We start from the raw sequence: 23,393 nt of genomic DNA on the forward strand, positions 1-23,393 counted from the left end.
AAAACTAGCGGATCGCCACCTGGGCCGCCACCTTGTCGATGACCCCGTTGATGAAACGATGGCCCTGTTCCGCACCGAACTTCTTGGCCAGGGCCACCGCCTCGCTGATGGCCACCTTGTAGGGCACATCGGGGCAATGTTGCAGTTCATAGGTGGACAATCTCAGGATGGCCCGCTCCACCGGATCCACCTGTTCCATCGGGCGGTCCAGATGGGGCTCCACCAGGGCGTCGATGGCCTTCACCTGCTCGGTCACCCCCAGCAGGATCATGCGGAAATATTCCCAGTCCGCCTTTTCCATCTCCGGGTCTTCCTTGAACTGGGCCAGGATGTCCTTGGGGTGGTAGCCGGTCAGCTGCCACTGGTACAGGGCCTGCATGACCAGACGTCGGGCATGGCGCCGGGCGTGGGTCAGGCGGCGGTGATCCATGGAACGGGGCTGGCTCATGCTCTGAGTGACCTGATCAGGCTGACCATCTCAAGGGCGCCCAGGGCGGCATCGGCGCCCTTGTTGCCGGCCTTGGTGCCGGCCCGCTCGATGGCCTGTTCGATGGTGTCCGTGGTCAGTACGCCGAAGGAAATGGGCAGACTGTACTCCAACTGGATCTGGGCCAGGCCCTTGGTGGCCTCGCCCGCCACATAGTCGAAATGGGGGGTGGAACCGCGGATCACGCAGCCCAGGGCGATGATGGCGTCGTACTTGCCGGAAGCGGCCATCACCTTGACCGCCAGGGGCAGTTCATAGGCACCGGGCACCCGCGCCACAGTCAGGTTCTGGGCCTGCACGCCGTGACGCAGCAGGGCATCCTCGGCCCCTTCCAGCAGGCGCTCGACAATGAAGGAGTTGAAGCGGGACAGTACCAGGCCGACGCGCACGTCGGACAGGTGGGTGAAGGTCCCTTCATGGGTCTGGATAGCTGAATTCATGACGGCAGCACTCTTGAATCAATCGTTGACGTATTCGACCACTTCGAGCCCGAAACCACCGAGCCCATGGAAGCGTTTGGGGGAGGACAGCAGACGCATCTTACGGATACCCAGGTCCTTGAGGATCTGCGCGCCGATCCCATGGGTACGCAGTTCGGCCGGCTCCTGGTCGTCTTGTGCCGGCTGGCTGGGCTGGCGGCTGCGCAGGGCCATCTCCCGCAGGCGACGGACCATTTCCCGGGGGCTTTCCGGCTTGTGAATAACCACCGCCACACCGGACCCTTCCGCCTCGATGCGGGCCAGTGCCGCCCGCAGGGGCCAGCCGCAGTTGGGTCCCCGGTAGGCCAGGGTATCGCACAAACCACCGCCCAAGTGGACACGCACCAGGGTGGGTGTATCGCCGTCCACCTCACCTTTGACCAGGGCGAAGTGCAGGGCCTTGTCCACCGTATCCTCATAGGCGATGAGACGAAACTCACCGAACTCGGTGGGAAACGGACTTTCCGCCACCCGCTCCACGCTGCGCTCGTTCTCGATGCGGTAGCGGATCAGGTCCTCGATGGTGCCCATCTTCAGACCATGCTCAGCGGCAAAGCGCTCCAGGTCCGGGCGTCGGGCCATGGAACCGTCCTCGTTAAGAATCTCGACGATCACCGCCGCCGGCTCGAACCCCGCCAGGCGGGCATAGTCGCAACCGGCCTCGGTATGCCCGGCCCGCACCAGCACCCCACCCGACTGGGCCATGAGGGGGAAGATATGGCCCGGCTGGACCAGATCCTCGGGACGGGCGTTGGGCGCCACCGCGGTACGCACCGTGTGGGCGCGGTCATAGGCGGAGATCCCGGTGGTCACCCCTTCCGCCGCCTCGATGGAGACGGTGAAGTTGGTGGCATGCTTATCGTTGGTATCCCCCACCATCAGGGGCAGCTTGAGCTGACGACACCGTTCCCTGGTCAGGGTCAGACAGATGAGACCGCGCCCGAAGCGAGCCATGAAATTGATGTCTTCGGGCCGGGTCAGGGAGGCGATCATGAGCAGATCCCCTTCGTTCTCCCGGTCCTCGTCATCGACGATGATCACCATTCGACCCTGACGCAGGTCTTCGATGATTTCTTCTGTGGTATTGAATGACATAGGCAACCGCCGGCAGGGATTTGGAACAAAATCCGGGGATCGGATCACATCTGATGCTTGCGCTCGGCCAGAAAGCCCAGCAGCAGGAAGGCGCCCACCACCACGGGGGCCATCCATCGGGTATCCACCATGAGCATGGCATCGGCCAGCATGGGGGTGAGAAAGACGGTTACGGCACCATAGCCGAAGGCACACATGAGCACGAAACCCACCAGGCGGATCAGACGGTGATAAGACCGCAGGATCATCTTCACCATGCGGTTGATGTCATTGCCGTAGATCACCAGCACAGTGGCCACGAAGGCCAGTGCAATCTGGCCCACATAGCCGCGTACCCAACTACCCGCCTGCAGCAGGGTATCATCCAGCCACTCCATCATGGGTCATCCCCCCTGGTTCGAGATCACATCATGCACAAGCGTCACGCCTATTTCAGAAAGCCGTGCTCGGCCAGAAAGGCCTCGCTGAGGCCGTTGCCGGGCTGGGCGGCCTTGTCACCCAGCAACAGACGCTCCAGATAACGGGCGATCACATCCACCTCGATATTCACCCGGCTACCCACCCGATAGGTCCGGATGATGGTCTCCTGCTGGGTATGAGGGACGATATTGACGGTGAACAACGCACCGTCCACCGCATTCACGGTCAGGCTGGTGCCATCAATGCACACGGACCCCTTGGGTGCGATGTACCGGGCCAGTTCGTCGGGCACCTGCACATGATAGCGCCAGGAGCGACCATCGGGGTCGATGGCGGTGATCCGCCCCAGGCCATCCACATGGCCACTGACCAGGTGCCCGCCCAAGGGCGTGGACAGGGTCAGCGCCTTTTCCAGGTTCACCGGGTCACCGGGCGATAAATTGCCCAGAGAGGTTCTGGCCAGGGTCTCACGGGAGACATCGGCGACAAAACCGTCTCCGGGCAGGGCCACGGCGGTCAGGCAGACGCCGTTGACGGCGATGCTGTCGCCCAGCCTCACATCGGACAGGGCCAGCTTGCCGGTGCGCAAGGTCAGGCGGCTATCGCCGCCCCGGGCCTCGACACAAGACAGGGTGCCGACGGCTTGTATGATACCTGTGAACATGTCGAGGTCTCGGGTTGATGATTACTGATTATGCCGGGGCGCATCGGTCAGCGACCGGGCGGCGCGGGCCGTGATACGCCAATCCCTGCCCACGGCCCGCACGTCGCTGATTTCCAGCGCCAGGCGATCCGCCATCCGGCCCAAGGGCAGGTCGAACAGACCCCGTGCCATGGAACCCATCAGATGGGGCGCCAGATAGATCACCATCTCATCCACCAGGCCCGCCTCAAGCAGGGCACCGCACAGCACCGGACCGGCCTCCACGTGCAGTTCATTGACCTGATGCCGGGCCAGCACGCCCATCACGGCCGGCAGATCCAGATGCCCCCGGGAGACGGTCACGGCCTCGACCCGGGCGGTGGCGGCGGCCAGGTCCCGGGTCTGCCGGGTCAGCACCTCGGGGGCGGTCAGTACCAGCACCGGGCCACCGGTCTGAAACAGGCGGGCGGTGGCGGTCAGCCGACCCTCCCGGTCCAGCACCACCCGCAAGGGCTGGCGCACCGGCCCGTCCACGTCCAGCATCTCGGCCGACAGCCGGACATCCAGACGGGGATCATCGGCTTGCACCGTACCCATCCCCGTCAGGATGGCCGAGGCACGGGCCCGTAGATACTGTACATCCTGCCGCGCCGCCTCACCGGTGATCCACCGGCTCTCGCCGGAGGCCATGGCGGTACGACCATCCAGACTGGCCGCCAGCTTGACCCGGACCCAGGGCCGCCCCCGCTCCATACGGCTAATAAAACCGGGGTTGAGGGCGCGTGCCTGCGCCTCCATCAGGCCCACGGCCACATCCACACCTGCTTCCCGCAACCGCTCCAGTCCCCGGCCGGCCACCAAGGGATTGGGGTCGGTCATGGCCGACACGACCCGCCCCACCCCGGCCTTGATCAGGGTATCCGCACACGGCGGGGTGCGGCCATGATGACTACAGGGCTCCAGGGTCACATAGGCGGTGGCACCCCGGGCTGCCTCACCGGCATGGGCCAGGGCCAGGACCTCCGCATGGGGTTCACCGGTCCGCACATGAAACCCTTCCCCCAGTACATGGCCATCCCGGGCCACCACGCAACCCACCCGGGGGTTGGGATCGGTGGTGTAAAGCCCGCGGCGAGCCAGTTGCAGGGCCCGCCCCATGAGTCGATGATCCCGGCCGCTGAACGGATCCATGACCATACGCCTAAGAGGACTGGGAACCGCCTTCGGGCGGCGGTTCCTTTTCCAGACGCTCCACCACCTCGCGAAAGGCCTGGACATCGGCAAAGCTCAGGTACACCGAGGCAAAGCGGATGTAAGCTACCTGATCCAGTTCCTTCAGGGCATCCATCACCCATTCACCGATGCGCTTGGCCGGAATCTCGCGCTCGCCCTGACTCAGGGCCTGATGCTTGATCCGCGCCACCGCGGCCTCAATCTGATCCGTCGGCACGGGGCGTTTTTCCAACGCATGCATCATGCCGGCCCGCAACTTGGCCTCGGCAAAGGGCTCACGACCACCGTCTCGCTTGATTACCCGCGGCAGGTTCAGCTCCGCCCCCTCGAAGGTGGTGAAGCGCTCGCCGCAGGAGACGCATTCCCGGCGCCGGCGGACCTGATCCCCCTCGCCCGCGAGGCGGGAATCCACCACGCGGGTATCGGGGGTGCCGCAGAAAGGGCATTTCATGGTGATCTCACCCCGGGCTGCCCCGATGCATCCCTAGCAGCCATACACCGGGAAACGGGCACAGACATCCAGCACCCGGGCCTTGACCTGATCAATCACGGCCTGGTTCTCGAGATCGTCCAGCACATCGCAGATCCACTGGGCCAATGCCTTGCACTCGGCTTCCTTGAAGCCGCGGGTGGTGATCGCCGGGGTGCCGATGCGCAGGCCGCTGGTGACGAAAGGCGACTGGGGATCGTTGGGCACCGAGTTCTTGTTCACGGTAATGTTGGCCCGACCCAGGGCCGCATCCGCATCCTTGCCGGTGATGCCCTTGTCGATCAGGTCCACCAGGAACAGGTGATTGTCGGTGCCGCCGGAGACCACCTTGTAGCCCCGGGCCATGAGCTCGGCCGCCATCACGCGGGCATTGGCCACCACCTGCTGCTGATAGGCCTTGAACTCCGGCTCCAGGGCTTCCTTGAAGGCCACGGCCTTGCCGGCAATGGCGTGCATCAGCGGGCCACCCTGAGTACCGGGGAAGACCAGGGAATTGAATTTCTTTTCCAACTCCGGATTGCTCCGGGCCAGGATGATGCCGCCCCGGGGACCGCGCAGTGTCTTGTGGGTGGTGGAGGTGGTCACGTCGGCGATCTGCACCGGATTGGGATAGACCCCACCGGCCACCAGACCGGCCACATGGGCCATGTCCACCATCAGATAGGCGCCCACCTTGTCGGCGATGTCACGGAAGCGCTGCCAGTCCACCACTCGGGAATAGGCGGAAAAACCGGCCACGATCATTTTCGGCTTGTGCTCCACCGCCAGGGCTTCCACTTGGTCGTAATCGATATAGCCCTGATCGTCGATGCCGTAGAGCACCGAGTGGTAGATCTTGCCCGAGAAGTTGACCTTGGCACCGTGGGTGAGGTGGCCGCCATGGGCCAGACTCATGCCCAGCACCGTGTCGCCGGGGTTAAGGAGGGCCATGTAGACGGCAGCGTTGGCCTGGGAACCGGAATGAGGCTGAACATTGGCGTAGTCGGCGCCGAACAGGGTCTTGGCGCGATCGATGGCCAGTTGCTCGGCCTTGTCCACGTATTCGCAGCCACCGTAATAGCGCTTGCCGGGGTATCCTTCGGCATACTTGTTGGTGAGTACCGAGCCCTGGGCTTCCATCACCCGGGGGCTGGCATAGTTCTCCGAGGCGATCAGCTCGATATGCTCTTCCTGACGACGGGACTCGGATTCGATGGCCTGCCAAAGCTCATCATCGTAGCCGGCGATACTCATGTTGCTGGAAAACATTTCGGGTTACTCCCCGCAAAGCGATTGATCAGGCGTTCGAAAAAGGCTTGAATGTTACTGGATTTTGCCTTTCCACGCACGCAAAAAACCCATGAACAGGAGTCAGGTTCACAGCTGCCTTCAGGAGAAAAACCCATGCGCAAGCACATGACAGGAATGGCCTTGACCGCAGTACTGGCCGGCCTGGCGGCCCTGCCCGCCGCGGCCGACCAGCGTTTCATCACCATCGGCACCGGCGGTGTCACCGGTGTCTACTATCCCACCGGCCAGCACATCTGCCGGCTGGTCAACCGGGACCAGGACAGCCATGGCCTGCGCTGCCGAGCCCAGAGTACCGGTGGTTCGGTGTTCAACCTCAACTCCATCCGCGCCGGCGAGATGGACCTTGGGGTGGTGCAGTCGGACTGGCAGTACCATGCCTATCATGGTTCCGAGCGCTTTGAGGACGCAGGCCCGGATGAGAGCCTGCGGGCCGTCATGTCCCTGCACCCGGAGCCGTTCACGGTGCTGGTGCGGGCGGACAGCGACATCCGGCATTTCGAGGACATCAAGGGCAAGCGGGTCAACGTCGGCAATCCGGGTTCCGGGCAACGGGGCACGGTGGAAATGCTGATGCAGCACTACGGCTGGACGATGCAGGATTTCGCCCTGGCCTCGGAACTGCCGTCCCGGGAGCAGGGACAGGCCCTGTGTGACAACCGGATCGACGTGGTGCTGTTCACGGTGGGTCACCCTTCGGCGGCCATCCAGGAACCCATCGTCACCTGCAATGCCCGTCTGGTACCGGTCAGTGGTGAGGTGATCGATCGCCTGGTGGAGGGCACCCCCTACTACTTCAGCGCCACCCTCCCGGCTGGGATGTATCCGGGGCAGGACGAGGACGTGCAGACCTTCGGCGTGGGTGCCACCCTCGTCTCTTCCACCCGCAGTTCGGACGCCGCCATCTACAGCGTGACTCGGGCGGTGTTTGAGAACTTCGACACCTTCAAGGGGATGCACCCGGCCTTCGGCGTGCTGGAGAAAGAGGCCATGGTGAGTCAGGGCCTGTCGGCGCCGCTGCATGAGGGGGCCAGGCGGTATTACCGGGAAGCAGGGCTGATGGACTGAGACCTTCTCTATGCCCCCTTCTCCCCTCGCGGGAGAAGGGCCGGGGATGAGGGGGGAGCCTGACTGAACCACTGTGCCAACGGCCTCCCCTCTCCCCAACCCCTTTCCCACCAGGGGAGAGGGGCTTCTTCACGATCTGAACGGACAAAACACCTGTGAACAACCAGGACACTTCCAGCATCGACCTGGCCGGTCAGGTGGAAACCGGCGGTCGCAAACCCGGGCCACCGGTCCGGGCGCTGCTCTATGTCACCGCCCTGGCCTGGTCCCTGTTCCAGATCTGGATCGCCTCTCCCCTGCCTTTCTGGCTCGACGTGTTCGTCGTCTCCGAGACCCAGGCCCGTTCCATCCACCTGGCCTTTGCCGTCTTCCTCGCCTTCCTCGCCTTCCCCGCCATCAGCCCCATGGCCAGGCATCGCCCCCTGGCGGGGATCTTCTTCCTGCTGCTGGCCGCCGGCCTGTTCGGCCTGGCCCTGTACCAGTTCATCCTCGATATCCCCAGGGCCTGGGTCTTCGCCGCCACCGGCGGCGCCGTCCTCTTGGCCGCCTGGCCGGCCCTGCGCCCTGCCCCGGCCAACCAAGTGCCGATGGCCGACTGGCTGCTGGGGGCCATTGCCGCCTTTTGCGCCGCCTACCTGTTCCTGTTCCACCAGGAACTGGCCCAGCGGCCCGGCGCACCCACCCCCCTGGACTTGGCGATCGCCGGTTGCGGCATGGCGCTGCTGCTGGAAGCCACCCGCCGGGTGTTGGGACCCGCCCTGATGATCATCGCCCTGGTGTTCCTCCTCTACACCTTCGCCGGCCCCTGGATGCCCGACATGATCGCCCACCGGGGCGCCTCCTTTGCCCGCGCCATGTCCCAGCAGTGGCTCTCCAATGAAGGGGTCTTCGGCATCGCCCTGGGGGTCTCCACCAGCTTCGTCTTCCTGTTCGTGCTGTTCGGTGCCCTGCTGGAAAAAGCCGGTGCCGGCGGCTATTTCATCCGCGTGGCCTTCGCCCTGCTGGGGCACCTGCGGGGCGGCCCGGCCAAGGCCGCCGTGGTGGCCTCGGGCATGACCGGCATGGTCTCCGGCTCCTCCATCGCCAATGTGGTCACCACCGGCACCTTCACCGTGCCCCTGATGAAGCGGGTGGGCTTCCCCGCCCACAAGGCCGGGGCGGTGGAAGTGAGCAGTTCGGTCAACGGTCAGCTCATGCCGCCGGTCATGGGGGCCGCCGCCTTCCTCATGGTGGAATACGTGGGCATCCCCTACGTGGAGGTGGTCAAGCACGCCTTCCTGCCGGCGGTCATCTCCTACATCGCCCTGTTCTACATCGTCCACCTGGAGGCCATGAAGGCCGGCATGGAAGGACTGCCCAGACGCCATGAAAGCACCTGGCAGAGTCGTCTGATCGGTTTCGGCCTCACTGTCTCGGGACTGTTCATCCTGGCCGGCGCCACCTACTACGGCCTGGGTTGGGTCAAGACCGTCACCGGCGACGCCTCCACGTGGCTGATCGGAGGGCTGGTGATGGCCGCCTATCTGGGCCTGCTCTGGATCGCCTGCCGGGTGCCGGAGCCCCACATGGTGGACGAGGGGCACCTGGAACTGCCGGACCCAAGGCCCACCCTGCAGGCAGGACTGCACTACCTGCTGCCGGTGGTGGTGCTGGTGTGGTGTCTGGTGGTGGAACGGCTCTCGCCCGGGTTGTCGGCCTTTTGGGCGGTGGTGTTCATGATCTTCATCATGGTGACTCAGCGACCGCTGATGGTGCTGTTCGGGCGGCCATGGGAAGACACGCCGGACGACATGTCGATACCCGTCACGACCCGGTATCCCGGCGCAGTCCTGCAGGGTCTGAAAGACCTGGCTGACGGCATGGTCCAGGGTGCCCGCAACATGGTGGGCATCGGCGTCGCCACCGCCGCGGCCGGGATCATCGTCGGCACCGTGGCCATGACCGGCATCGGCCTGGCCATGACCGATCTGGTGGAATTCCTCTCCGGCGGCAACCTGATGCTCATGTTGCTGCTCACCGCCGTCATCTGCCTGGTGCTGGGTCTGGGCCTGCCCACCACCGCCAACTACATCATCGTCGCCACCCTGATGGCCCCGGTGATCGTGGAACTGGGCTCCATGCACGGCTTGCTGATCCCGCTGATCGCGGCCCATCTGTTCGTGTTCTATTTCGGCATCATGGCGGACGTCACCCCGCCGGTGGGCCTGGCCTCCTTTGCCGCCGCCGCGGTCTCACGGGCGGACCCGATCCGTACCGGGGTGCAGGCCTTCATCTACAGTCTGCGCACCGTGACCCTGCCCTTCCTGTTCGTGTTCAACACCCAGTTGCTGCTCATCGGCGTGGACAGCCCCTGGCAGCTGATGCTCACCTTCATGGGTGCCCTCACCGGTATCCTGATGTTCGCCGCCGCCACTCAAGGCTGGTTCCTGACCCGTAGCCGCCTGCATGAATCCGCCCTCCTACTGGCGGCGGCCCTGGTGATGTTCGTCCCCAACCTACTCATGGACCGCATCCACCCCCGCTATGATCTCCTGCCCGCCACCGAGATCCAGACCGTAATCGAGGCCGCCCCCGGCGGGGGGCATCTGCGACTCCTGGTGGAAGGCATGGATCTGGACGGCCGGGAAGTGGCTCGGGCCGTGATGCTCCCCCTGGGGGAGCCGGCCCCGCCAACCCAGCGCCTGCGTCAGGCCGGACTGGGCATCATGACCTTCGGCGATCAGGTCAGCGTCAGCTTCATCTCCTTCGGCAGCCCGGCGGAGCGTCTGGGACTGGAACCCGGCTGGCAGATCACCGAGGTGATGGTGCCCGCCCGCCGACCGGCCCCCGAATGGTTCTACCTGCCCGCCCTGGCCCTGCTGGGCCTGATCGCCTGGCGGCAACACCGTCGCCGTGATCCTGCCGTCCCCCTGTCCACCCCGAGGTGATCCGATGCGTCCGATCCTGTTCATCGCCCTGCTTGCCCTGCCCCTGAGTCTGCCGGCACAAACCGGTGGACCGGAACTGGAGCTCTATCTGCAACGGCAGATCAGCGACTGGCGGGTGGACGGCGACACGGTGGAAACCCGCGTGAACCGGCTGGGTCTGCGCCTGCACGAACAGTTTCTGGAAGGGCTCTGGATCGGGCTCCACGGTGGCTATCTGAGCCTGACCCAGAGTGGCAATCCCAGCACCCGAGGACTGGACCTCACCGGGTGGTATCTGGGCACGTCGGGGCGCTTTCGAATGCTGCAGGCCGGTCCGGCCACCCTCAGCGCCCTGGGTCGGTTCACCTACCATGAGGCGGACGCAAGCGATGCCGGGCAAAACACCCGCCTGGTCTGGAACGAATGGGGGACGGGCCTGGAGTCGGCCTTCCGGTTCGATCCGCTGCAGCTGCGACTGGGCGTGGACTATGCCCGGGTGGATGGGGATGAAACCGCTCGGGGCGACATCAGACGCAGTGCCACCCTACGCGAGGATGAATCAGTAACCGCCACCGCTGCCATGGACGTGTTCGTGGACACCACCGGGCGGGTAACCCTCCAGGTGGAGTCCGGCGGCCGTCGCAGCGCCGGCATCTGGTTTTCGCGACAATTTTGACCCGTGGCGCACCAGCCGCCACAGGTTAAGCATGTATTTGACGTCGCTGTCCGCCTGATGAGCAAAGCCCGGAGTCAGCTTCCAAGCCTTGTCCATCAGGCCCCGCAGAAAGTCCGGCGGCCGGTATTCCGGCGGTGGCAGCCGGGGCTCCAGCAGCTTGAACAGATCCCCCAGACGAAAGCGCGGCATGGCATTTCCGCTCACGAACAGGCGCCGCAACCAGAAACGATCCAGATGGACCCCATCGGTGAAGACCACCTTCCCGGCCAGAGCCTGGTTCATGCGTCGGCACACCCAGGTGATATCCCGCCCTGCGTCCTCAATGGATTCCCGGGTAATCCCGTGCATCTCCTCCGCCATATCGCACCAGTCGCTCCACTCCTCGGCGGGACGGATCAACCAGGATTCCACTTGCCCCTCGCCATCGGACCAGGCCACCTGAATCGGGTAGCTCTGCTCACTGAGCGATGACGCTTCAAAGTCCAGAAAACAGGGAAGCGTGCTATGAGATGCAGGATCTGGCATAAAGAAGCTTGGCGAAAGCCAGGACAGGGTTGATCATCATAACCTGCGTACCCGGAGGCACCAACCCTGCAGTGGATCTATCTCACCACTGGAGCGGGGGTTAAGGACATGAGCAACGCCTTTTTGCGACTGGAAAGAAACGCTCGCGGCCGGGATTTCGTGGTGGGTGACCTGCACGGCATGTTCTCCGCCCTGGAACAGGCCCTGGAAAATCTCGAGTTCAACCCGAACCGAGACCGCATAATCTCGGTGGGCGACCTGATCGATCGGGGCCCGGAGTCCCACCGTGCACTGGAGTTTCTCGCCGCCCCCTGGTTCCATGCAGTCCAGGGCAATCATGAACAGCTGCTGCTGGACGCCGCGAAGGACAAGGATCTGGCCTGTAGCTGGCTGACCCTCAATGGCGGCGAATGGTGGGTCTCCATCTCCCGGCAACAGCAGGAACAATTCCAGCAGACCCTCAGCCAACTCCCCTTCGCCATCGAGGTCGACACCGAACAGGGGCGGGTAGGCATCGTGCATGCCGACATCCCGCCGGACATGAACTGGCAGATCTTCAGCCGGCGTCTGAAAGACGAGCAGAAGCTGCGGGACTATGCCCTGTGGTCTCGAAAGCGCATCAATCGTCTCCTCAAGGGTGAAACGATTCCGGCGGTGGCCGGCATCGACCTGGTGATTTTCGGTCACACGCCCATCCCGGAGGCATGTCATAGCGGCAACATCTATTATCTGGATACGGGAGCTACCTACGGCCATCAATCACAGGACGCCAAACTCAGCATCCTGCAGATCCACCCGCAGCGCACCCTGACCACCCTGAACACCGCCTGCAAAAAGGACAACGGGGATGACGACCGACCAGGATCAGACTGAAGCACTGCAGGCGCGACTGCGCCAGGCTCATGCCGACAGCAGTCCGGTGGCTATCCACGGCGGAGGTAGCAAGGCCTTCTACGGCCGCCCGATCAATGCCGACCCTCTGGAGATCAGCGGGCATCGCGGCATCATTGATCATGAGCCGGGAGAACTGGTCCTCACTGCCCGCGCCGGCACCCCCCTCGGCGAAATCCGGCAGCGCCTGGCCGATCACGACCAGATGCTCCCCTTCGAGCCGCCGGCCTTCGGCCCTCAGGCCACCTTCGGCGGCACCATCGCCACTGCCCTCGCCGGCCCCCGCCGCCCTTATGCCGGTGCCGTGCGCGATGCCGTCCTTGGAGTGCGCATGCTCAATGGCCGGGGCGAGGTGCTGCGTTTCGGCGGTCAGGTGATGAAGAACGTCGCCGGCTACGACCTCTCCCGGCTGATGGCCGGCGCCCAAGGCACCCTGGGCGTCCTGCTGGACATCTCCGTCAAGGTGCTGCCCCAACCGGCCTTCACACTCACCGTGATCCAAGCCGCCAGCGCCTCCCGCGCCCTGGAGTCCCTGCAGGAATGGGGGCTGCGCCCGCTGCCTCTCTCCGCCGCCTGTCATGTGGACGATACCCTCCATATTCGCCTGTGCGGTGCGCGCCAGGGCGTGGAGCAGGCCGCCGAACTGGTCGGTGGAGAAGTGATGGAGGGCGCCGACGATTTTTGGCATGGCATACGGGAACAGACCCACCCCTTCTACCATGTAGATGCCCCTCTGTGGCGTGTCAGTGTTCCTCCCGGCACACCCATGACCGGGTTCCCCGACGCCTGCCTGGTGGACTGGGGGGGGGGGCTGCGCTGGTTCTACAGTGACGCGCCGGCCTCGGACATCCGTGCCCTGGCCGAAGCCCGCAGCGGGCATGCCACCCTGTTTCGGGGCCATGCCGGAGGCCATATGGAGTCGTTTCATCCCCTCCCTGCGCCCATGCTCACGTTGCATCGTCGCCTCAAGGAAGCCTTCGACCCCCGGGGTATTCTCAACCCCGGGCGCCTGTATCCGGAGCTCTGACCATGCAGACCCGTCTGGTGGACGCCATCGCCCAGACCGCCCGCGGTGCGGAGGCGGATCGCATCCTTCGCAGCTGCGTCCATTGCGGATTCTGTAACGCCACCTGCCCCACCTACCAGCTACGCGGCGACGAACTGGACGGTCCCCGTGGCAGGATTTATCTGATCAAGCAGGTCCTGGAAGGTGAGCCCCCCAGCCACCGCACCCGGCAGCACCTGGACCGCTGCCTCACCTGCCTCAACTGCATGACCACCTGCCCCTCGGGAGTGGACTACCGGCATCTGGTGGAGATCGGCCGGGAACAGGTGGAACGGCAAGTGGCGCGCCCCTGGGCTGAACGCCTGCAACGACGCCTGCTGCGACTGGTCTTGCCCAATCGCACGTTATTCGGACTCCTGCTGCGTATCGGCCAGGCCCTGCGGCCGCTCCTGCCCGCGATCCTGCGACGGCGCATTCCGGAACGTCACCATCAGGGTAGCTGGCCGGCCCCGATTCATGGGCGGCGCATGCTGGTCCTCAGGGGCTGCGTCCAGCCGGCCCTGCAACCGGACATCGACGCGGCCCTGGCCCGGCTGCTCAACAAGTTGGACATCGGCCTGATCCCTGCCGACGGCGGCTGCTGCGGCGCCATCGACATGCATCTGAGCGCCGAAGACGCTGCCCGCGACCGGGCCCGGCGCAATATCGACGCCTGGTGGCCCCAAGTAACCATGGACATCCAGGCGATCCTGGTCACCGCCAGCGGCTGCGGCGCCCATGTCCGCGACTACGGCCATCTGCTGCGTGAAGATCCCGACTACAGGGACAAGGCCCGGCGGATCAGCGAACTGACCCGGGACCCCTGCGAAATCCTGAACCCCGAGGATATCCGACGCCTGGCCGTGGATGGGCGCAACCGGACGGTAGCCTTTCATCCCCCCTGTTCCCTGCAACACGGACTGAAACTGGGCGGCCGGGTGGAAACCCTGCTACGCAGTGCCGGATTCCAGTTACTGCCGGTGGCGGAAAGTCACCTGTGCTGCGGCTCGGCGGGGACCTATTCCCTGCTGCAACCCGACCTGGCCGAACCTCTGCGGCAACGCAAGCTGGAGCACCTGGAGCGGGAAGGTCCCCAGATCATCGCCACCGCCAACATCGGCTGCCAGACCCACCTACAGGCCGGCACCGATACCCCCGTGGTCCACTGGATCAAGCTGCTGGACAACCCGGGCCTGCTGAGGCACTGAAAAACACCGGATGACAAGGAACCTCCGTTGGGGTAACCTGTCTCTTACTTTAAGGGGGCGACCTGGCTTCGACGTGGGTCGTGAAACCTGAGGTGCATGCCGAGGATACAGCTAACCTCGTCAAAAATGCTGTAACGCTATAGTTGCCAACGACGACAACTACGCTCTAGCCGCCTAAAAACCGGTTAGCCTCTGAAGGGATTTGCTTGTAGGTTCTACTCAGAGGTCATCGCATACAAGCTCGTGGAGCGGACCTGCCCGGGTCTTAACCGCTAAAACCGATCGGGCTCGCGCTGCGGTATCCTGTTCGTCGGAGACCAAGGCGTTAACCTAAATGACGAACTAAGCATGTAGTACCAATGGCGTAGGGCTTGCGGACGCGGGTTCGATTCCCGCCGCCTCCACCAGCAAAGCGAAAAAGCCCATCCGATTCAGTAACTTACGGATGGGCTTTTTTTTGATCCCACACCGCCTCCCACAATCCTGAAAGTGCTTGTCCTGCCTGTTCACCTCACCAGAACAGGAGCTTCAGCACATGACCACTTCAGCCAGCGCATCATCCCTCCAGGGCTTTCACGAATCCCACGCCAGGCTCAACGACACCATCACCACGCTGGTCTCGGAAGTGGAAGCCGGGCGCTCCACTGTCCCGGTGACGCCTCCAGCGGATGGCCCGCTCGATCCGGTGTCGAAGATCGCCATTGCGTTGTGGAAGCTCAGCCCGAAGGATCTTTCACCGGATGAACTGGACCACCTCGGCAGTGCCACAACGAACGCGCTCCACGATGCCCTGCCGCACATGGAACGGCGGGAACTCAACCGGCTGGCCGACATGCTGGAGGTGCTTCAGGCGGCAGTGGAAAGGCATCTTGTGGCGCTTGAGCAGGGAGAGCAGGCATGAGCCGCACCAGGGAGCAGGAATTGACCTCAGTCCTTGATGAACTGTCCGTCATCGTTTCGCAGGTTCAGGCGTTGACGTGGGCGATGGTTACGGTCATGGACGGCGGCGAGTCGAACCCCTGTTATGACCTGGCGGTAATCGCCCATGATCGGGCAGAGGATGCGCGACGCTTGACCGGGGAAGTGAGGGGCGGCCATGACTGAAGCCTATCACCGGATATGCATCACAGCGGGCAAGCTCTCGGCCATCGGTGAATTGATGCGCCATGCCGATGATGAATTGCCACGCGTGTTGTTTCCCACCCCTAATCGCTGATCACCGCCCGATTCGGAGCGAATTATTCCCCCGGTGAGGGAGTCGGTGCGGTGGCGGAGTGTGGAAGGGGTCTGTAGGGAGATGTCCGGATTGATTCACCGGGACTGGTAGACCGGGGCGTGCCCGGGCATGATTTGAGGCCAACCCATAAAAGTGGCCCGCCACGGTAGCCGCCGTGCGGGCCGGTGGCCGGTGTGCTATTGCGCTTGAGAACGCCTTTGACCGGCGAACAATACGTTACCGAGCAAGGCTGGTTGAAGGCAAGCCTGACGTGTTGCCCGCTGCATCCCGCCGGAGGCTGTGGCTTTGCCCGCCACGGCAGCTATCCGCGCAAGCGGCCCTGGGGGGCACGGATCGCCCGCTGGTACTGCCCGTTGGGGCGCCGCACGTTTTCCCTGATACCCGATTGTCTGGCGGCCCGCTGGCCGGGGACGCTGCAGACGGTAGAGGTGGCGGTGATGACCGCGGAGACGGCGCCCAGTCTGGTGGTGGCCGCCAGGGTTCTGCGTCCCGAGATCGAGGAGGCGGGTGCGTCCTCACCGTGACCGCCTGCCAGATCGCATTGGGTCTGACGCCCTTGCTGCCCGCCCTGCGTGAGATTGCCGCGCCCTGGCTTGATCAGTTGCCGCCGCCACTCGGTTTTGCCCACCGCCGCGGTGGCGGTGCGTCCAGTCCATCACTGTACCCACACACCATGGGCCCTGACCCGCCCGGCAGCGGGGCGTAGCGTCGTGGAGCGACCGTTTGGGTCGTTTGCCCCGGAAACGCTGCCATGCCCGATCCCTCCCATGACCTGCGCCACGAGATCGCCCTGTTCCGTTTCGGGCTGATTGCCGACCTGGTGCGTCGACCGCCCGGCGCGCCCGGGCTCTACACCCAGCTCCATGCCATTGCCGCCCGCACCCATCAGATCCCCGGTAGCCACCGCACCCATGTGGCCGCCGAGACCCTGCGGGACTGGATGAAGAAGTACCGCCAGGGGGGCTTTGACGCCTTGCTGCCCAGGTCACGCCAGGATCGCGGCCAGCCCCGGCGTCTACCCGCGGCCGTGACGGAGGCCCTGATCGCCTTGAAGGAGGCGCATCCCTGCTGGTCCGTGCGTCAGGTGATCCAGCACCTGCGCGACAGTGGCGGCGTGGACGCGGATCTGCCGCTGCCGCCTTCCACCATCCACCGCCTGTTCACCCGGCATGGGCTGATGCAGCGCCAGACCGAGGCCGTTCATGACCAGGATCGCCGCCGCTTCGCCTTTGCCCAGGCCGGTCAACTGTGGTCCAGTGATGTCATGCACGGCCCCAGTATCACCGTCGAAGGGCGCGTGCGCCGCAAGACCTATCTGATCGCCTTCATGGACGACGCCACCCGGGTGGTCCCCCAGGCCGCCTTCGCCCTGGCGGAGAACACCCGCGCCTTCCTGCCTGTATTACGCCAGGCGCTGAGCCGGCGTGGGGTTCCCGAGCGACTTTACGTCGATAACGGCGCGAACTACCGCTCCCACCACCTGGCCCTGGTGTGCGCCAAACTGGGCATCGCCCTGATCCACGCGCGCCCCTATCGCCCCCAAGGCAAAGGCAAGATCGAACGCTTCTTCCGTACCGTGCGGGCCCAGCTGCTGAACACCCTCACCCCGGAGGATACTGCCAGCCTGGAGGCCCTCAACCGGCGCCTGTGGGCCTGGGTTGAGGGGGAGTATCACCACAACCCCCATCGCGGTCTGGACGGGATGACGCCCCTGGAGCGCTGGGCTCAAGACGGTGACCAGGTGCGCTATCTGGACCCGAGTCTGGACCTGGAGGATCTGTGCCTGTTCGAGGCCGCGCGCAAGGTCCACAAGGACCGTACCGTCAGCCTCGACGGCGTGATCTACGAGGTGGATGCCGCCCTCATCGGCGAGCGCGTCACCCTGCGCTACGACCCCGGGACCACCCGGCGCACCGTGCAGATCGTCCATCAAGGCCGGTACGTGGAAACCGCCAGGCCCGTGGATCTGTATGCCAACTGCTTCGTCAAGCGCAACACGCCCTCGGGCGAGGCCCGCAGTGAGGATCAGGCCCCGCAACCCAGCCCCTCGGGGATGCAGTGGCGGGACTTCGATATCGAGTCGGCGGAGGACTGAGGCCATGTACCGCAAGCACTTCGGCCTGACCGACTACCCCTTCGAACCCAACGTGGCCAGTGAAAACCTGTTCGAGTCCCAGACCCTGCGCGAGGCTCAGGCCCGGCTCAGGCATCTGCTGCGTCTGCGCGGCATCGGCCTGCTCACCGGCGAGGCCGGCAGCGGTAAGACCACCACCTGCCGCCGTATCACCAGCGCCCTGCACCCGGGGCTCTACCGCACCTTCTACATCCCCCTCACCACCGGCAACGTCATGGACATGTACAAGTCCATCGCCTGGGAACTGGGCCTGCCCACTGAGCGCAACCGCGCCAGCGCCTTCCGCCAGATCCGCGCCGAGATCTCCCGACTCACTCTGGAGAGCAAGCAGCTGCCGGTCCTGATCATCGACGAGGCCCATCACCTGCGCAACGACATCCTGGAGGATCTGCGCCTGCTCACCAACTACGCCATGGACTCCGATCCCCGACTGTGCCTGCTGTTCGTCGGCCTCACCGAGCTACGCCGCCGCCTCGGCATGGCGGTGCACGAGTCCCTCGCCCAGCGACTCGTCGTGCGCCACCACCCGGGGGGACTCAGCCGCGAGGAACTGCCCGACTACCTGGCCCACCGTCTGCGCCTGGTCGGCTGCGAACTGCCCCTGTTCGAACCCGAGGCCATCGAAGCCCTCTACCAGGCCACCCACGGCATGCCTCGACCCGTCGGCCGCCTGGCCCATTACGCCCTGACCTGTGCCGCCCAGGATCAGGTCCACCGGGTCAGCCTCGGCCACCTGCAGACCGCCCTGGAGGAGTTGCGCCCATGACCCACCATCACACCCTCACTATCCCCCTGCCGGATCACTGGACCCCGGAACAGGCCTTGGCCGTGTGGGAACTGCTGGAAATCCTCACCGAGCACATCGGCCACCGCTACGCCATCGCCCTGCATGAGGCCATGGCCGCCGAGCGTAAGCCCATCATCGACACCCGCCAGACCTCCCTGTTCGACGACGAGCAGGATCCCTTCTGAGTCCTTGCCCCCGGGCGCGAGTCACCAAAGGCTCGCGCCCTCGGCTTCCCGCATCTGTTCACCTTCCAGGAATCCGCCACCCGAGGGCATAATCCGGGAAAACCCTCGGCCTGCAGCCAGAATCCGTGTGGGAAAAGGAGGGTGGAATAATCTGGGAAACAACACATGCTGGACCGGATCAAGCAGGTGATACGGCCCAGCTTGGCGGCGGGGACTGCTCCATGATTTGTGGGGATACGTCAGCCTCTACGCCTTCAAGGATTGGGCGATCGGCGAGTACAGCGACAACGAAGAGCTGAACCAGCGGATCTGGCGGAAGTACCCGGGATTCTGAGATGGAGTGAACTGGCATGGGCGGAAATCGATGGGACCAGCCGGGTGTGCCCCACAAAGGATGGCACTGCGTGGACGTGGTCGACCTGCGGGCCGACGGCGAGTCGGCGGACGAAACCGATTACGCGACCTACCAGATGTGCGGCAACGAGAAGATCCGCTACGTCCACATCATGGAACACCCGGATCTGGACGAGAACTTCGACGTCGGGTGCGTCTGCGCCGAGAAGATGAGCGGCGACTACGAGGGGCCGAAACGACGTGAGGCCAAGTTGCGCAACCGAGCAGCACGCCGAACCCGATGGCTGCAGCGCAAGTGGCGGGTGTCCGCCAAGGGGAACAGCTTCCTGAACGTTGATGGCCACAACCTCGGCGTCCACGTGAACAAGTTCAAGCGGTGGGGCTACCGGATCGGCAGCCGGTTCAGCGCAAAGACCTATGCCACCAAGGACGAAGCGAAGCTGGCGCTGTTCGATGACTTCTGGATGGCGACCCAGGATGATGCACGGTTATGGGATTACGATTGAGCAGAAAGAAGGGATGGCATGGATCAATCAATAAAAAATCAGAAGACAGGCTCATACACCGCCAACCTCCTCGGCAACATCCGGAGCCACCTGGCAGGGCTGCAGGGCTACGACGTGATGGCGCTGGAGCTCATCCAGAATGCGGATGATGCAAAAGCCGAGCAAATCGTATTCGACATCACGGACAGCGGCTTGCTGGTGCGCAACAGCGGCCAGTTCACGTATTGCGGCGATCTGGACAAACCTTGCGCCCTCCTTGCCGAGGGCAACTACAAATGTGATTACCACCGCATAACCGATGTCGGCAGCGGCGGGAAGCTCTCCCGTGGCGAAAACATTGGTCGCTTTGGGATCGGCTTCGTCTCCACCTACCAGGTGACAGACCATCCCGAGATCCGCTCGTCAGGTATCAAGCTGGCGCTCTACCCCGAGCGAGGGCAATGGTTCATTGAGGCCTTTGAAGAGCCAGACGGCACGTCATTCTTTCTGCCCTGGGCGAGTGACCCCAATACTGAGGCGCGGCTGGCGCTTGGGGTCTCGCACGTCAGCCCTGCCCACATCGATCAGCTCGCCGACGATTTCCAGACTGTTCTGCGCAAGAGCCTGTTGTTTCTTCGCCATGTCCGAAAGGCTGAGGTGCGGCGAAATGGACATCTCCTGCTGGCCTGCGACCTCGACAGGAGCGAGGGCTCGGACCTCATCGTCAGCTTCAGGCCGAGCGGCCAAGTTGAGCATTGGCACATCCTTCGCGCTGACGCAGCAGATGCGGCCCAGCGCCTTTACGCGATGCACCCAAGGCTGGAGACACTTCATCGAAGTACCAAGATAAGCATAGGCCTGCGAATTGATCCTGAACCGCTGAGTGAGGGTCTGCTCTACGCGTTCTTGCCCACCGAACAGTTGACCGGGCTTCCCCTGCATATCAACGCCGACTTCTTCCCGGAGTCTGACCGTAAAGCGGTGATATTTGCCGGGCACCAGCACGAGCAGGCTTGGAACGAGATGATCATCGACGCCGCAGCGGCTGAACTGGCCCGGGACCCAGAAGGCCTGCTGCAAATGGTCGGCCCCAACCAGTTGTGGCAAATCCTCGGCCGGGCATACGACCTATCCTCCAAGCCATCAGGACATCCGGTGTGCTTCAAGCGTTTTTGGGAACGCATCAAGGCCACCGCGCCACAAGCACATATTGCTGTGGCTCAGGACGGCAGCCTTCAGTGTCCCAACGGCGTATTCCTGCCTCGAACTCCCCTGAATGAACACCAGGCGAAGGCGCTACTAAAGGTCGGGGGCAGGCTCGTTGCGGAAGACCTGCGACCGTTCCAAACGGCGATGAACCAACTGGGCGCTCCGATTCTGACTCTCGAGCGGCTGGTCGCGTTGCTGACATCGGCGATGGCGCAGCAAGTTGCGGGGGCTACGGAGGTCGACGAACAGAAGCTGGAGCATTTCTATCGGCCCCTGTGGAGCATCATCAACGACCTACTGCCAGAGGCTGCAGCGGCCAATCCGAGTACAAACCCATCAGTGCAACGCCTGCTGGCATTGCCGTTTGTTGTCACCGAGGATCTGTTCGCGGTAACCATCAATCAGTCTTATGCCGCGCCGATCGTGCTGGAGGCTGATCGCATCGCAGTCCTGTTGCCCAGACTCGCGATCGCCTCTCGTCTTCTTTCAGGGTTTCCCAAGATCACCCGGCTAATAAAGCTGCTCGATCTTGGCGCAGTGGTATCGCACATCAGCTCGATGTGCGACGCGGAGCCGGTTGAAGATGTCATTTCCGTCGATCAAAAGGACCTGCGCGACCTGTACTCGCTGTTCGCAGACCTCGACCACCAGAGCACCGCCGAGAAGACGGTGTATCAGAAGCTGCGCGGTCTACCCATCTGGCAATCAAGCCGTGGGCTAGTCAAAGCCACTCAAGCACTTTTGCCAGGAAACTTTACCGATCCGACCGGTCAGGCGGACTTGCTGGACACATCGGTTCTCACCGAATCAGCCCGGGATTTCCTATCGACAAAGCTGGCTGTGCAGACGCAGACGATTGAGGCGTTTGTGCAGACCGTGCTGCCGACGTTTTTCGACGATGACGGCCCGCTTGATGCAACCAAGTACACACGACTCATCAGCGAGCTCGCCAATCACCCAGCGCTCGTAAACGACGATGACATCCGTCGGTTGCTGGGATCGCTTCCGATAGTACCTACGCAAGATGGTGGCTGGTCACGGCCGGTCAATACTTATCGCCGTGCTGACGACCTGGTGAAGGTTCTCGGCGACGCGCTTCACCTTTGGCTGGACACAAGCCGCATTCCCAACACGCGATCAGTGCACACATTCATCGACAGCCTCGGAATCCGACGATCGCCGATCGCCAGACACCTTGTCGATCGCATGCTGTCCATTGCCGAGAAGTACCTGCCGACCGAGGACGCGAAGCGTGCAAGCAGCGAGGCCTTCTATGTCCTGTGCGACAACTACGACGATTGGAAAGACAATAAGGCCGTTCAGGGTGCAATTGCAGATCTTCGACAAGCTACCTGCTTCCCCGCAGATGGGGATTCCGAAGATTGGTACACAGCAGATTCTCTCTACGCGCCGTACCGTGCCGACGCATTCCGTTCCCAAGCCAATATTCTTGACTTCAGGACCACGGCTCGCCTTAAAACCGAGTTGCTGGAAGAGCTTGATGTTTTCATCAATCCAGAAACCTCGCTGGTCATCAACCATCTGCAGCACTGCGTCACAACGGGCGCGCAGCCCCACGTCTCGACGTATCAGGTATTGAACGAGCGTGCTCAACGAGCAGACCCGCTGATTGCGAGACTCGCTGGCTCACGGTGCATCTACGTCGAGAGCCAAAAAACATTCGTTCGTCCCAATCAGCTGTACTGGGTGCCGCAACAGCTCGGCCGCTACGCATACACGATTCCTGGAAACTACGAGTCCTTCAAGCCGCTCTTCGACGCTATTGGGGTGAAGAACGCGCCAGATGGTCGCGACTTCGTTGACATACTGCTGGACATCGTCGGCGAGTACTTCGAACAGTCCAAGCCACTGACAGGTCCAGACCGCGCGGTCTATGACATCTGCCTGGCGAGCGTGGCCGCCGCCCATGAGCATGAGGAGCTGGTCCCGTCTGACCTGCAACGTCTGCAAGAGGCGCCAACAGTCTTGAATTTGCGGGGACAGCTCACTCATCCGGACGAGGTCCTGCTCCAGGATAGCGAGTGGCATGCTGGGTTCTTTGGCGGGGAACTCGACCAGGCGTTGTGCAAACCGGACCCTGATCTTTGGCCATTCGTCGAAGAGGTCGGTGTCAGACGGCTAAGTGAGAGCGCGCAGGTGGCCCTCGAATTTGTCGATGGCTCGGAAGCCGACGAGACCCCCCTCGCAGAAAAGCTCATGGCCAGGATGGACATCCTGGCCCGCTTGCTTCATGACAAACCATCAACTGTCCGGAAGAAAATCCGGAATGCTCTCTCCGCGCTGAAGGCCATCAGCCACGACGTTGTCCGCATTCAGGCCTCCGTTACTATTGGAGGAGATCAGGCATTCGCCCCTCCCACCTCGGCCCAGGCGTTTTACGACATCGAGAACGAGCGCTTGATTCTGGCTCGCCCGGTGGGTGACCGGAGTTGGGCACACGTCCTGAATGCCTTATTCCACCAACTGATGCCCGATGAGTCAGGCAGTGAAATCTCGAAACTGACGCTCAGTGTGCGCCCTCTTATGGG

Annotated in this window: 23 protein-coding genes and 1 other RNA gene; 15 read left to right on the forward strand and 9 right to left on the reverse strand. The window is 63.5% G+C overall.

Features of this window, described 5'->3' with window-relative positions:
- Positions 1-4 precede the first annotated feature (4 nt).
- The 8 genes from nusB to glyA are packed head-to-tail and all read right to left on the reverse strand — an operon-like array spanning position 5 to position 6,095.
- Complete coding sequence (nusB, locus tag LQ952_RS06530; RefSeq protein WP_238621853.1) at positions 5-448, reverse strand: transcription antitermination factor NusB; 444 nt, start codon at positions 446-448, stop codon at positions 5-7.
- A complete protein-coding gene (ribH, locus tag LQ952_RS06535) occupies positions 445-927 on the reverse strand; it encodes a 6,7-dimethyl-8-ribityllumazine synthase (RefSeq protein WP_238621854.1) in 483 nt (160 codons plus the stop codon). The genes nusB and ribH overlap by 4 nt, the downstream gene beginning before the upstream one ends.
- Positions 928-945: 18 nt before the next feature.
- Positions 946-2,061 carry a bifunctional 3,4-dihydroxy-2-butanone-4-phosphate synthase/GTP cyclohydrolase II gene (gene ribBA / locus LQ952_RS06540; protein WP_238621855.1) on the reverse strand — a complete coding sequence of 372 codons (1,116 nt, stop codon included), beginning with the start codon at positions 2,059-2,061 and terminating at the stop codon, positions 946-948.
- A 44-nt stretch (positions 2,062-2,105) separates the two neighbouring features.
- Entirely contained in the window at positions 2,106-2,441 is a 336-nt protein-coding gene (locus LQ952_RS06545; protein WP_238621856.1) for a DUF3392 domain-containing protein, read from the reverse strand.
- A gap of 47 nt (positions 2,442-2,488) precedes the next feature.
- On the reverse strand, positions 2,489-3,145 hold the full coding sequence (locus tag LQ952_RS06550; protein ID WP_238621857.1) for a riboflavin synthase: 657 nt from the start codon (positions 3,143-3,145) through the stop codon (positions 2,489-2,491).
- Between the two features lie 21 nt (positions 3,146-3,166).
- Positions 3,167-4,315: a bifunctional diaminohydroxyphosphoribosylaminopyrimidine deaminase/5-amino-6-(5-phosphoribosylamino)uracil reductase RibD gene (ribD, locus tag LQ952_RS06555; RefSeq protein ID WP_238621858.1), complete on the reverse strand. Its 1,149-nt coding sequence runs from the start codon at positions 4,313-4,315 to the stop codon at positions 3,167-3,169.
- A 10-nt stretch (positions 4,316-4,325) separates the two neighbouring features.
- Entirely contained in the window at positions 4,326-4,808 is a 483-nt protein-coding gene (gene nrdR / locus LQ952_RS06560) for a transcriptional regulator NrdR (protein ID WP_238621859.1), read from the reverse strand.
- A 33-nt stretch (positions 4,809-4,841) separates the two neighbouring features.
- Positions 4,842-6,095 carry a serine hydroxymethyltransferase gene (gene glyA, locus LQ952_RS06565; RefSeq protein WP_238621860.1) on the reverse strand — a complete coding sequence of 418 codons (1,254 nt, stop codon included), beginning with the start codon at positions 6,093-6,095 and terminating at the stop codon, positions 4,842-4,844.
- A 135-nt stretch (positions 6,096-6,230) separates the two neighbouring features.
- Here glyA and LQ952_RS06570 point away from each other — a divergent pair, with 135 nt between their 5' ends.
- From LQ952_RS06570 to LQ952_RS06580, 3 genes are all read left to right on the forward strand, one after another.
- Entirely contained in the window at positions 6,231-7,202 is a 972-nt protein-coding gene (locus LQ952_RS06570; protein WP_238621861.1) for a TAXI family TRAP transporter solute-binding subunit, read from the forward strand.
- A gap of 155 nt (positions 7,203-7,357) precedes the next feature.
- Positions 7,358-10,129 carry a TRAP transporter permease gene (locus LQ952_RS06575; RefSeq protein ID WP_238621862.1) on the forward strand — a complete coding sequence of 924 codons (2,772 nt, stop codon included), beginning with the start codon at positions 7,358-7,360 and terminating at the stop codon, positions 10,127-10,129.
- 4 nt (positions 10,130-10,133) lie between these two features.
- Positions 10,134-10,784, forward strand: coding sequence for a hypothetical protein (locus tag LQ952_RS06580; protein WP_238621863.1), 651 nt, complete (start codon positions 10,134-10,136; stop codon positions 10,782-10,784).
- Here LQ952_RS06580 and LQ952_RS06585 read toward each other — a convergent pair.
- Positions 10,668-11,309: a 3'-5' exonuclease family protein gene (locus LQ952_RS06585; RefSeq protein WP_238621864.1), complete on the reverse strand. Its 642-nt coding sequence runs from the start codon at positions 11,307-11,309 to the stop codon at positions 10,668-10,670. The two genes, LQ952_RS06580 and LQ952_RS06585, sit on opposite strands and share 117 nt — an antisense overlap.
- A 108-nt stretch (positions 11,310-11,417) precedes the next feature.
- Here LQ952_RS06585 and LQ952_RS06590 point away from each other — a divergent pair, with 108 nt between their 5' ends.
- The 12 genes from LQ952_RS06590 to LQ952_RS06650 all read left to right on the forward strand — a co-directional run.
- On the forward strand, positions 11,418-12,182 hold the full coding sequence (locus LQ952_RS06590) for a metallophosphoesterase (protein WP_238621865.1): 765 nt from the start codon (positions 11,418-11,420) through the stop codon (positions 12,180-12,182).
- On the forward strand, positions 12,157-13,227 hold the full coding sequence (gene glcE, locus LQ952_RS06595) for a glycolate oxidase subunit GlcE (RefSeq protein ID WP_238621866.1): 1,071 nt from the start codon (positions 12,157-12,159) through the stop codon (positions 13,225-13,227). The genes LQ952_RS06590 and glcE overlap by 26 nt, the downstream gene beginning before the upstream one ends.
- A 2-nt stretch (positions 13,228-13,229) precedes the next feature.
- Positions 13,230-14,453: a glycolate oxidase subunit GlcF gene (gene glcF / locus LQ952_RS06600; RefSeq protein WP_238621867.1), complete on the forward strand. Its 1,224-nt coding sequence runs from the start codon at positions 13,230-13,232 to the stop codon at positions 14,451-14,453.
- A gap of 53 nt (positions 14,454-14,506) precedes the next feature.
- Positions 14,507-14,860, forward strand: a transfer-messenger RNA (tmRNA) gene (ssrA, locus tag LQ952_RS06605).
- Positions 14,861-14,988: 128 nt separating this feature from the next.
- Positions 14,989-15,354 carry a hypothetical protein gene (locus tag LQ952_RS06610; protein ID WP_238621868.1) on the forward strand — a complete coding sequence of 122 codons (366 nt, stop codon included), beginning with the start codon at positions 14,989-14,991 and terminating at the stop codon, positions 15,352-15,354.
- Complete coding sequence (locus LQ952_RS06615) at positions 15,351-15,557, forward strand: hypothetical protein (protein ID WP_238621869.1); 207 nt, start codon at positions 15,351-15,353, stop codon at positions 15,555-15,557. Before LQ952_RS06610 ends, LQ952_RS06615 begins: the two co-directional genes overlap by 4 nt.
- Positions 15,558-15,875: 318 nt before the next feature.
- Positions 15,876-16,214, forward strand: coding sequence for a hypothetical protein (locus LQ952_RS06620; protein WP_238621870.1), 339 nt, complete (start codon positions 15,876-15,878; stop codon positions 16,212-16,214).
- 227 nt (positions 16,215-16,441) lie between these two features.
- Positions 16,442-17,785 carry an IS481 family transposase gene (locus tag LQ952_RS06625; protein WP_238621871.1) on the forward strand — a complete coding sequence of 448 codons (1,344 nt, stop codon included), beginning with the start codon at positions 16,442-16,444 and terminating at the stop codon, positions 17,783-17,785.
- Between the two features lie 4 nt (positions 17,786-17,789).
- Positions 17,790-18,590 (forward strand): ExeA family protein, encoded by an 801-nt coding sequence (locus tag LQ952_RS15880; protein ID WP_274521969.1) that lies wholly within the window; start codon positions 17,790-17,792, stop codon positions 18,588-18,590.
- Positions 18,587-18,796 (forward strand): hypothetical protein, encoded by a 210-nt coding sequence (locus LQ952_RS06640; protein ID WP_238621874.1) that lies wholly within the window; start codon positions 18,587-18,589, stop codon positions 18,794-18,796. The genes LQ952_RS15880 and LQ952_RS06640 overlap by 4 nt, the downstream gene beginning before the upstream one ends.
- A 404-nt stretch (positions 18,797-19,200) precedes the next feature.
- Positions 19,201-19,656 (forward strand): hypothetical protein, encoded by a 456-nt coding sequence (locus LQ952_RS06645; protein WP_238621872.1) that lies wholly within the window; start codon positions 19,201-19,203, stop codon positions 19,654-19,656.
- An 18-nt stretch (positions 19,657-19,674) separates the two neighbouring features.
- A partial coding sequence (locus LQ952_RS06650; protein ID WP_238621873.1) for a sacsin N-terminal ATP-binding-like domain-containing protein occupies positions 19,675-23,393 on the forward strand: 3,719 nt, incomplete at its 3' end.

Origin of the sequence: Ectothiorhodospira lacustris (assembly GCF_022227785.1) — a bacterium.
GTDB lineage: Bacteria > Pseudomonadota > Gammaproteobacteria > Ectothiorhodospirales > Ectothiorhodospiraceae > Ectothiorhodospira > Ectothiorhodospira lacustris.

Coding starts and splice junctions, on each gene's coding strand:
- nusB (WP_238621853.1), bottom strand. CDS start 448: ATGAGCCAGCCCCGTTCCATGGATCACCGCCGCCTGACCCACGCCCGG.
- ribH (WP_238621854.1), bottom strand. CDS start 927: ATGAATTCAGCTATCCAGACCCATGAAGGGACCTTCACCCACCTGTCC.
- ribBA (WP_238621855.1), bottom strand. CDS start 2,061: ATGTCATTCAATACCACAGAAGAAATCATCGAAGACCTGCGTCAGGGT.
- LQ952_RS06545 (WP_238621856.1), bottom strand. CDS start 2,441: ATGATGGAGTGGCTGGATGATACCCTGCTGCAGGCGGGTAGTTGGGTA.
- LQ952_RS06550 (WP_238621857.1), bottom strand. CDS start 3,145: ATGTTCACAGGTATCATACAAGCCGTCGGCACCCTGTCTTGTGTCGAG.
- ribD (WP_238621858.1), bottom strand. CDS start 4,315: ATGGATCCGTTCAGCGGCCGGGATCATCGACTCATGGGGCGGGCCCTG.
- nrdR (WP_238621859.1), bottom strand. CDS start 4,808: ATGAAATGCCCTTTCTGCGGCACCCCCGATACCCGCGTGGTGGATTCC.
- glyA (WP_238621860.1), bottom strand. CDS start 6,095: ATGTTTTCCAGCAACATGAGTATCGCCGGCTACGATGATGAGCTTTGG.
- LQ952_RS06570 (WP_238621861.1), top strand. CDS start 6,231: ATGCGCAAGCACATGACAGGAATGGCCTTGACCGCAGTACTGGCCGGC.
- LQ952_RS06580 (WP_238621863.1), top strand. CDS start 10,134: ATGCGTCCGATCCTGTTCATCGCCCTGCTTGCCCTGCCCCTGAGTCTG.
- LQ952_RS06585 (WP_238621864.1), bottom strand. CDS start 11,309: ATGCCAGATCCTGCATCTCATAGCACGCTTCCCTGTTTTCTGGACTTT.
- LQ952_RS06590 (WP_238621865.1), top strand. CDS start 11,418: ATGAGCAACGCCTTTTTGCGACTGGAAAGAAACGCTCGCGGCCGGGAT.
- glcE (WP_238621866.1), top strand. CDS start 12,157: ATGACGACCGACCAGGATCAGACTGAAGCACTGCAGGCGCGACTGCGC.
- glcF (WP_238621867.1), top strand. CDS start 13,230: ATGCAGACCCGTCTGGTGGACGCCATCGCCCAGACCGCCCGCGGTGCG.
- LQ952_RS06610 (WP_238621868.1), top strand. CDS start 14,989: ATGACCACTTCAGCCAGCGCATCATCCCTCCAGGGCTTTCACGAATCC.
- LQ952_RS06615 (WP_238621869.1), top strand. CDS start 15,351: ATGAGCCGCACCAGGGAGCAGGAATTGACCTCAGTCCTTGATGAACTG.
- LQ952_RS06625 (WP_238621871.1), top strand. CDS start 16,442: ATGCCCGATCCCTCCCATGACCTGCGCCACGAGATCGCCCTGTTCCGT.
- LQ952_RS15880 (WP_274521969.1), top strand. CDS start 17,790: ATGTACCGCAAGCACTTCGGCCTGACCGACTACCCCTTCGAACCCAAC.
- LQ952_RS06640 (WP_238621874.1), top strand. CDS start 18,587: ATGACCCACCATCACACCCTCACTATCCCCCTGCCGGATCACTGGACC.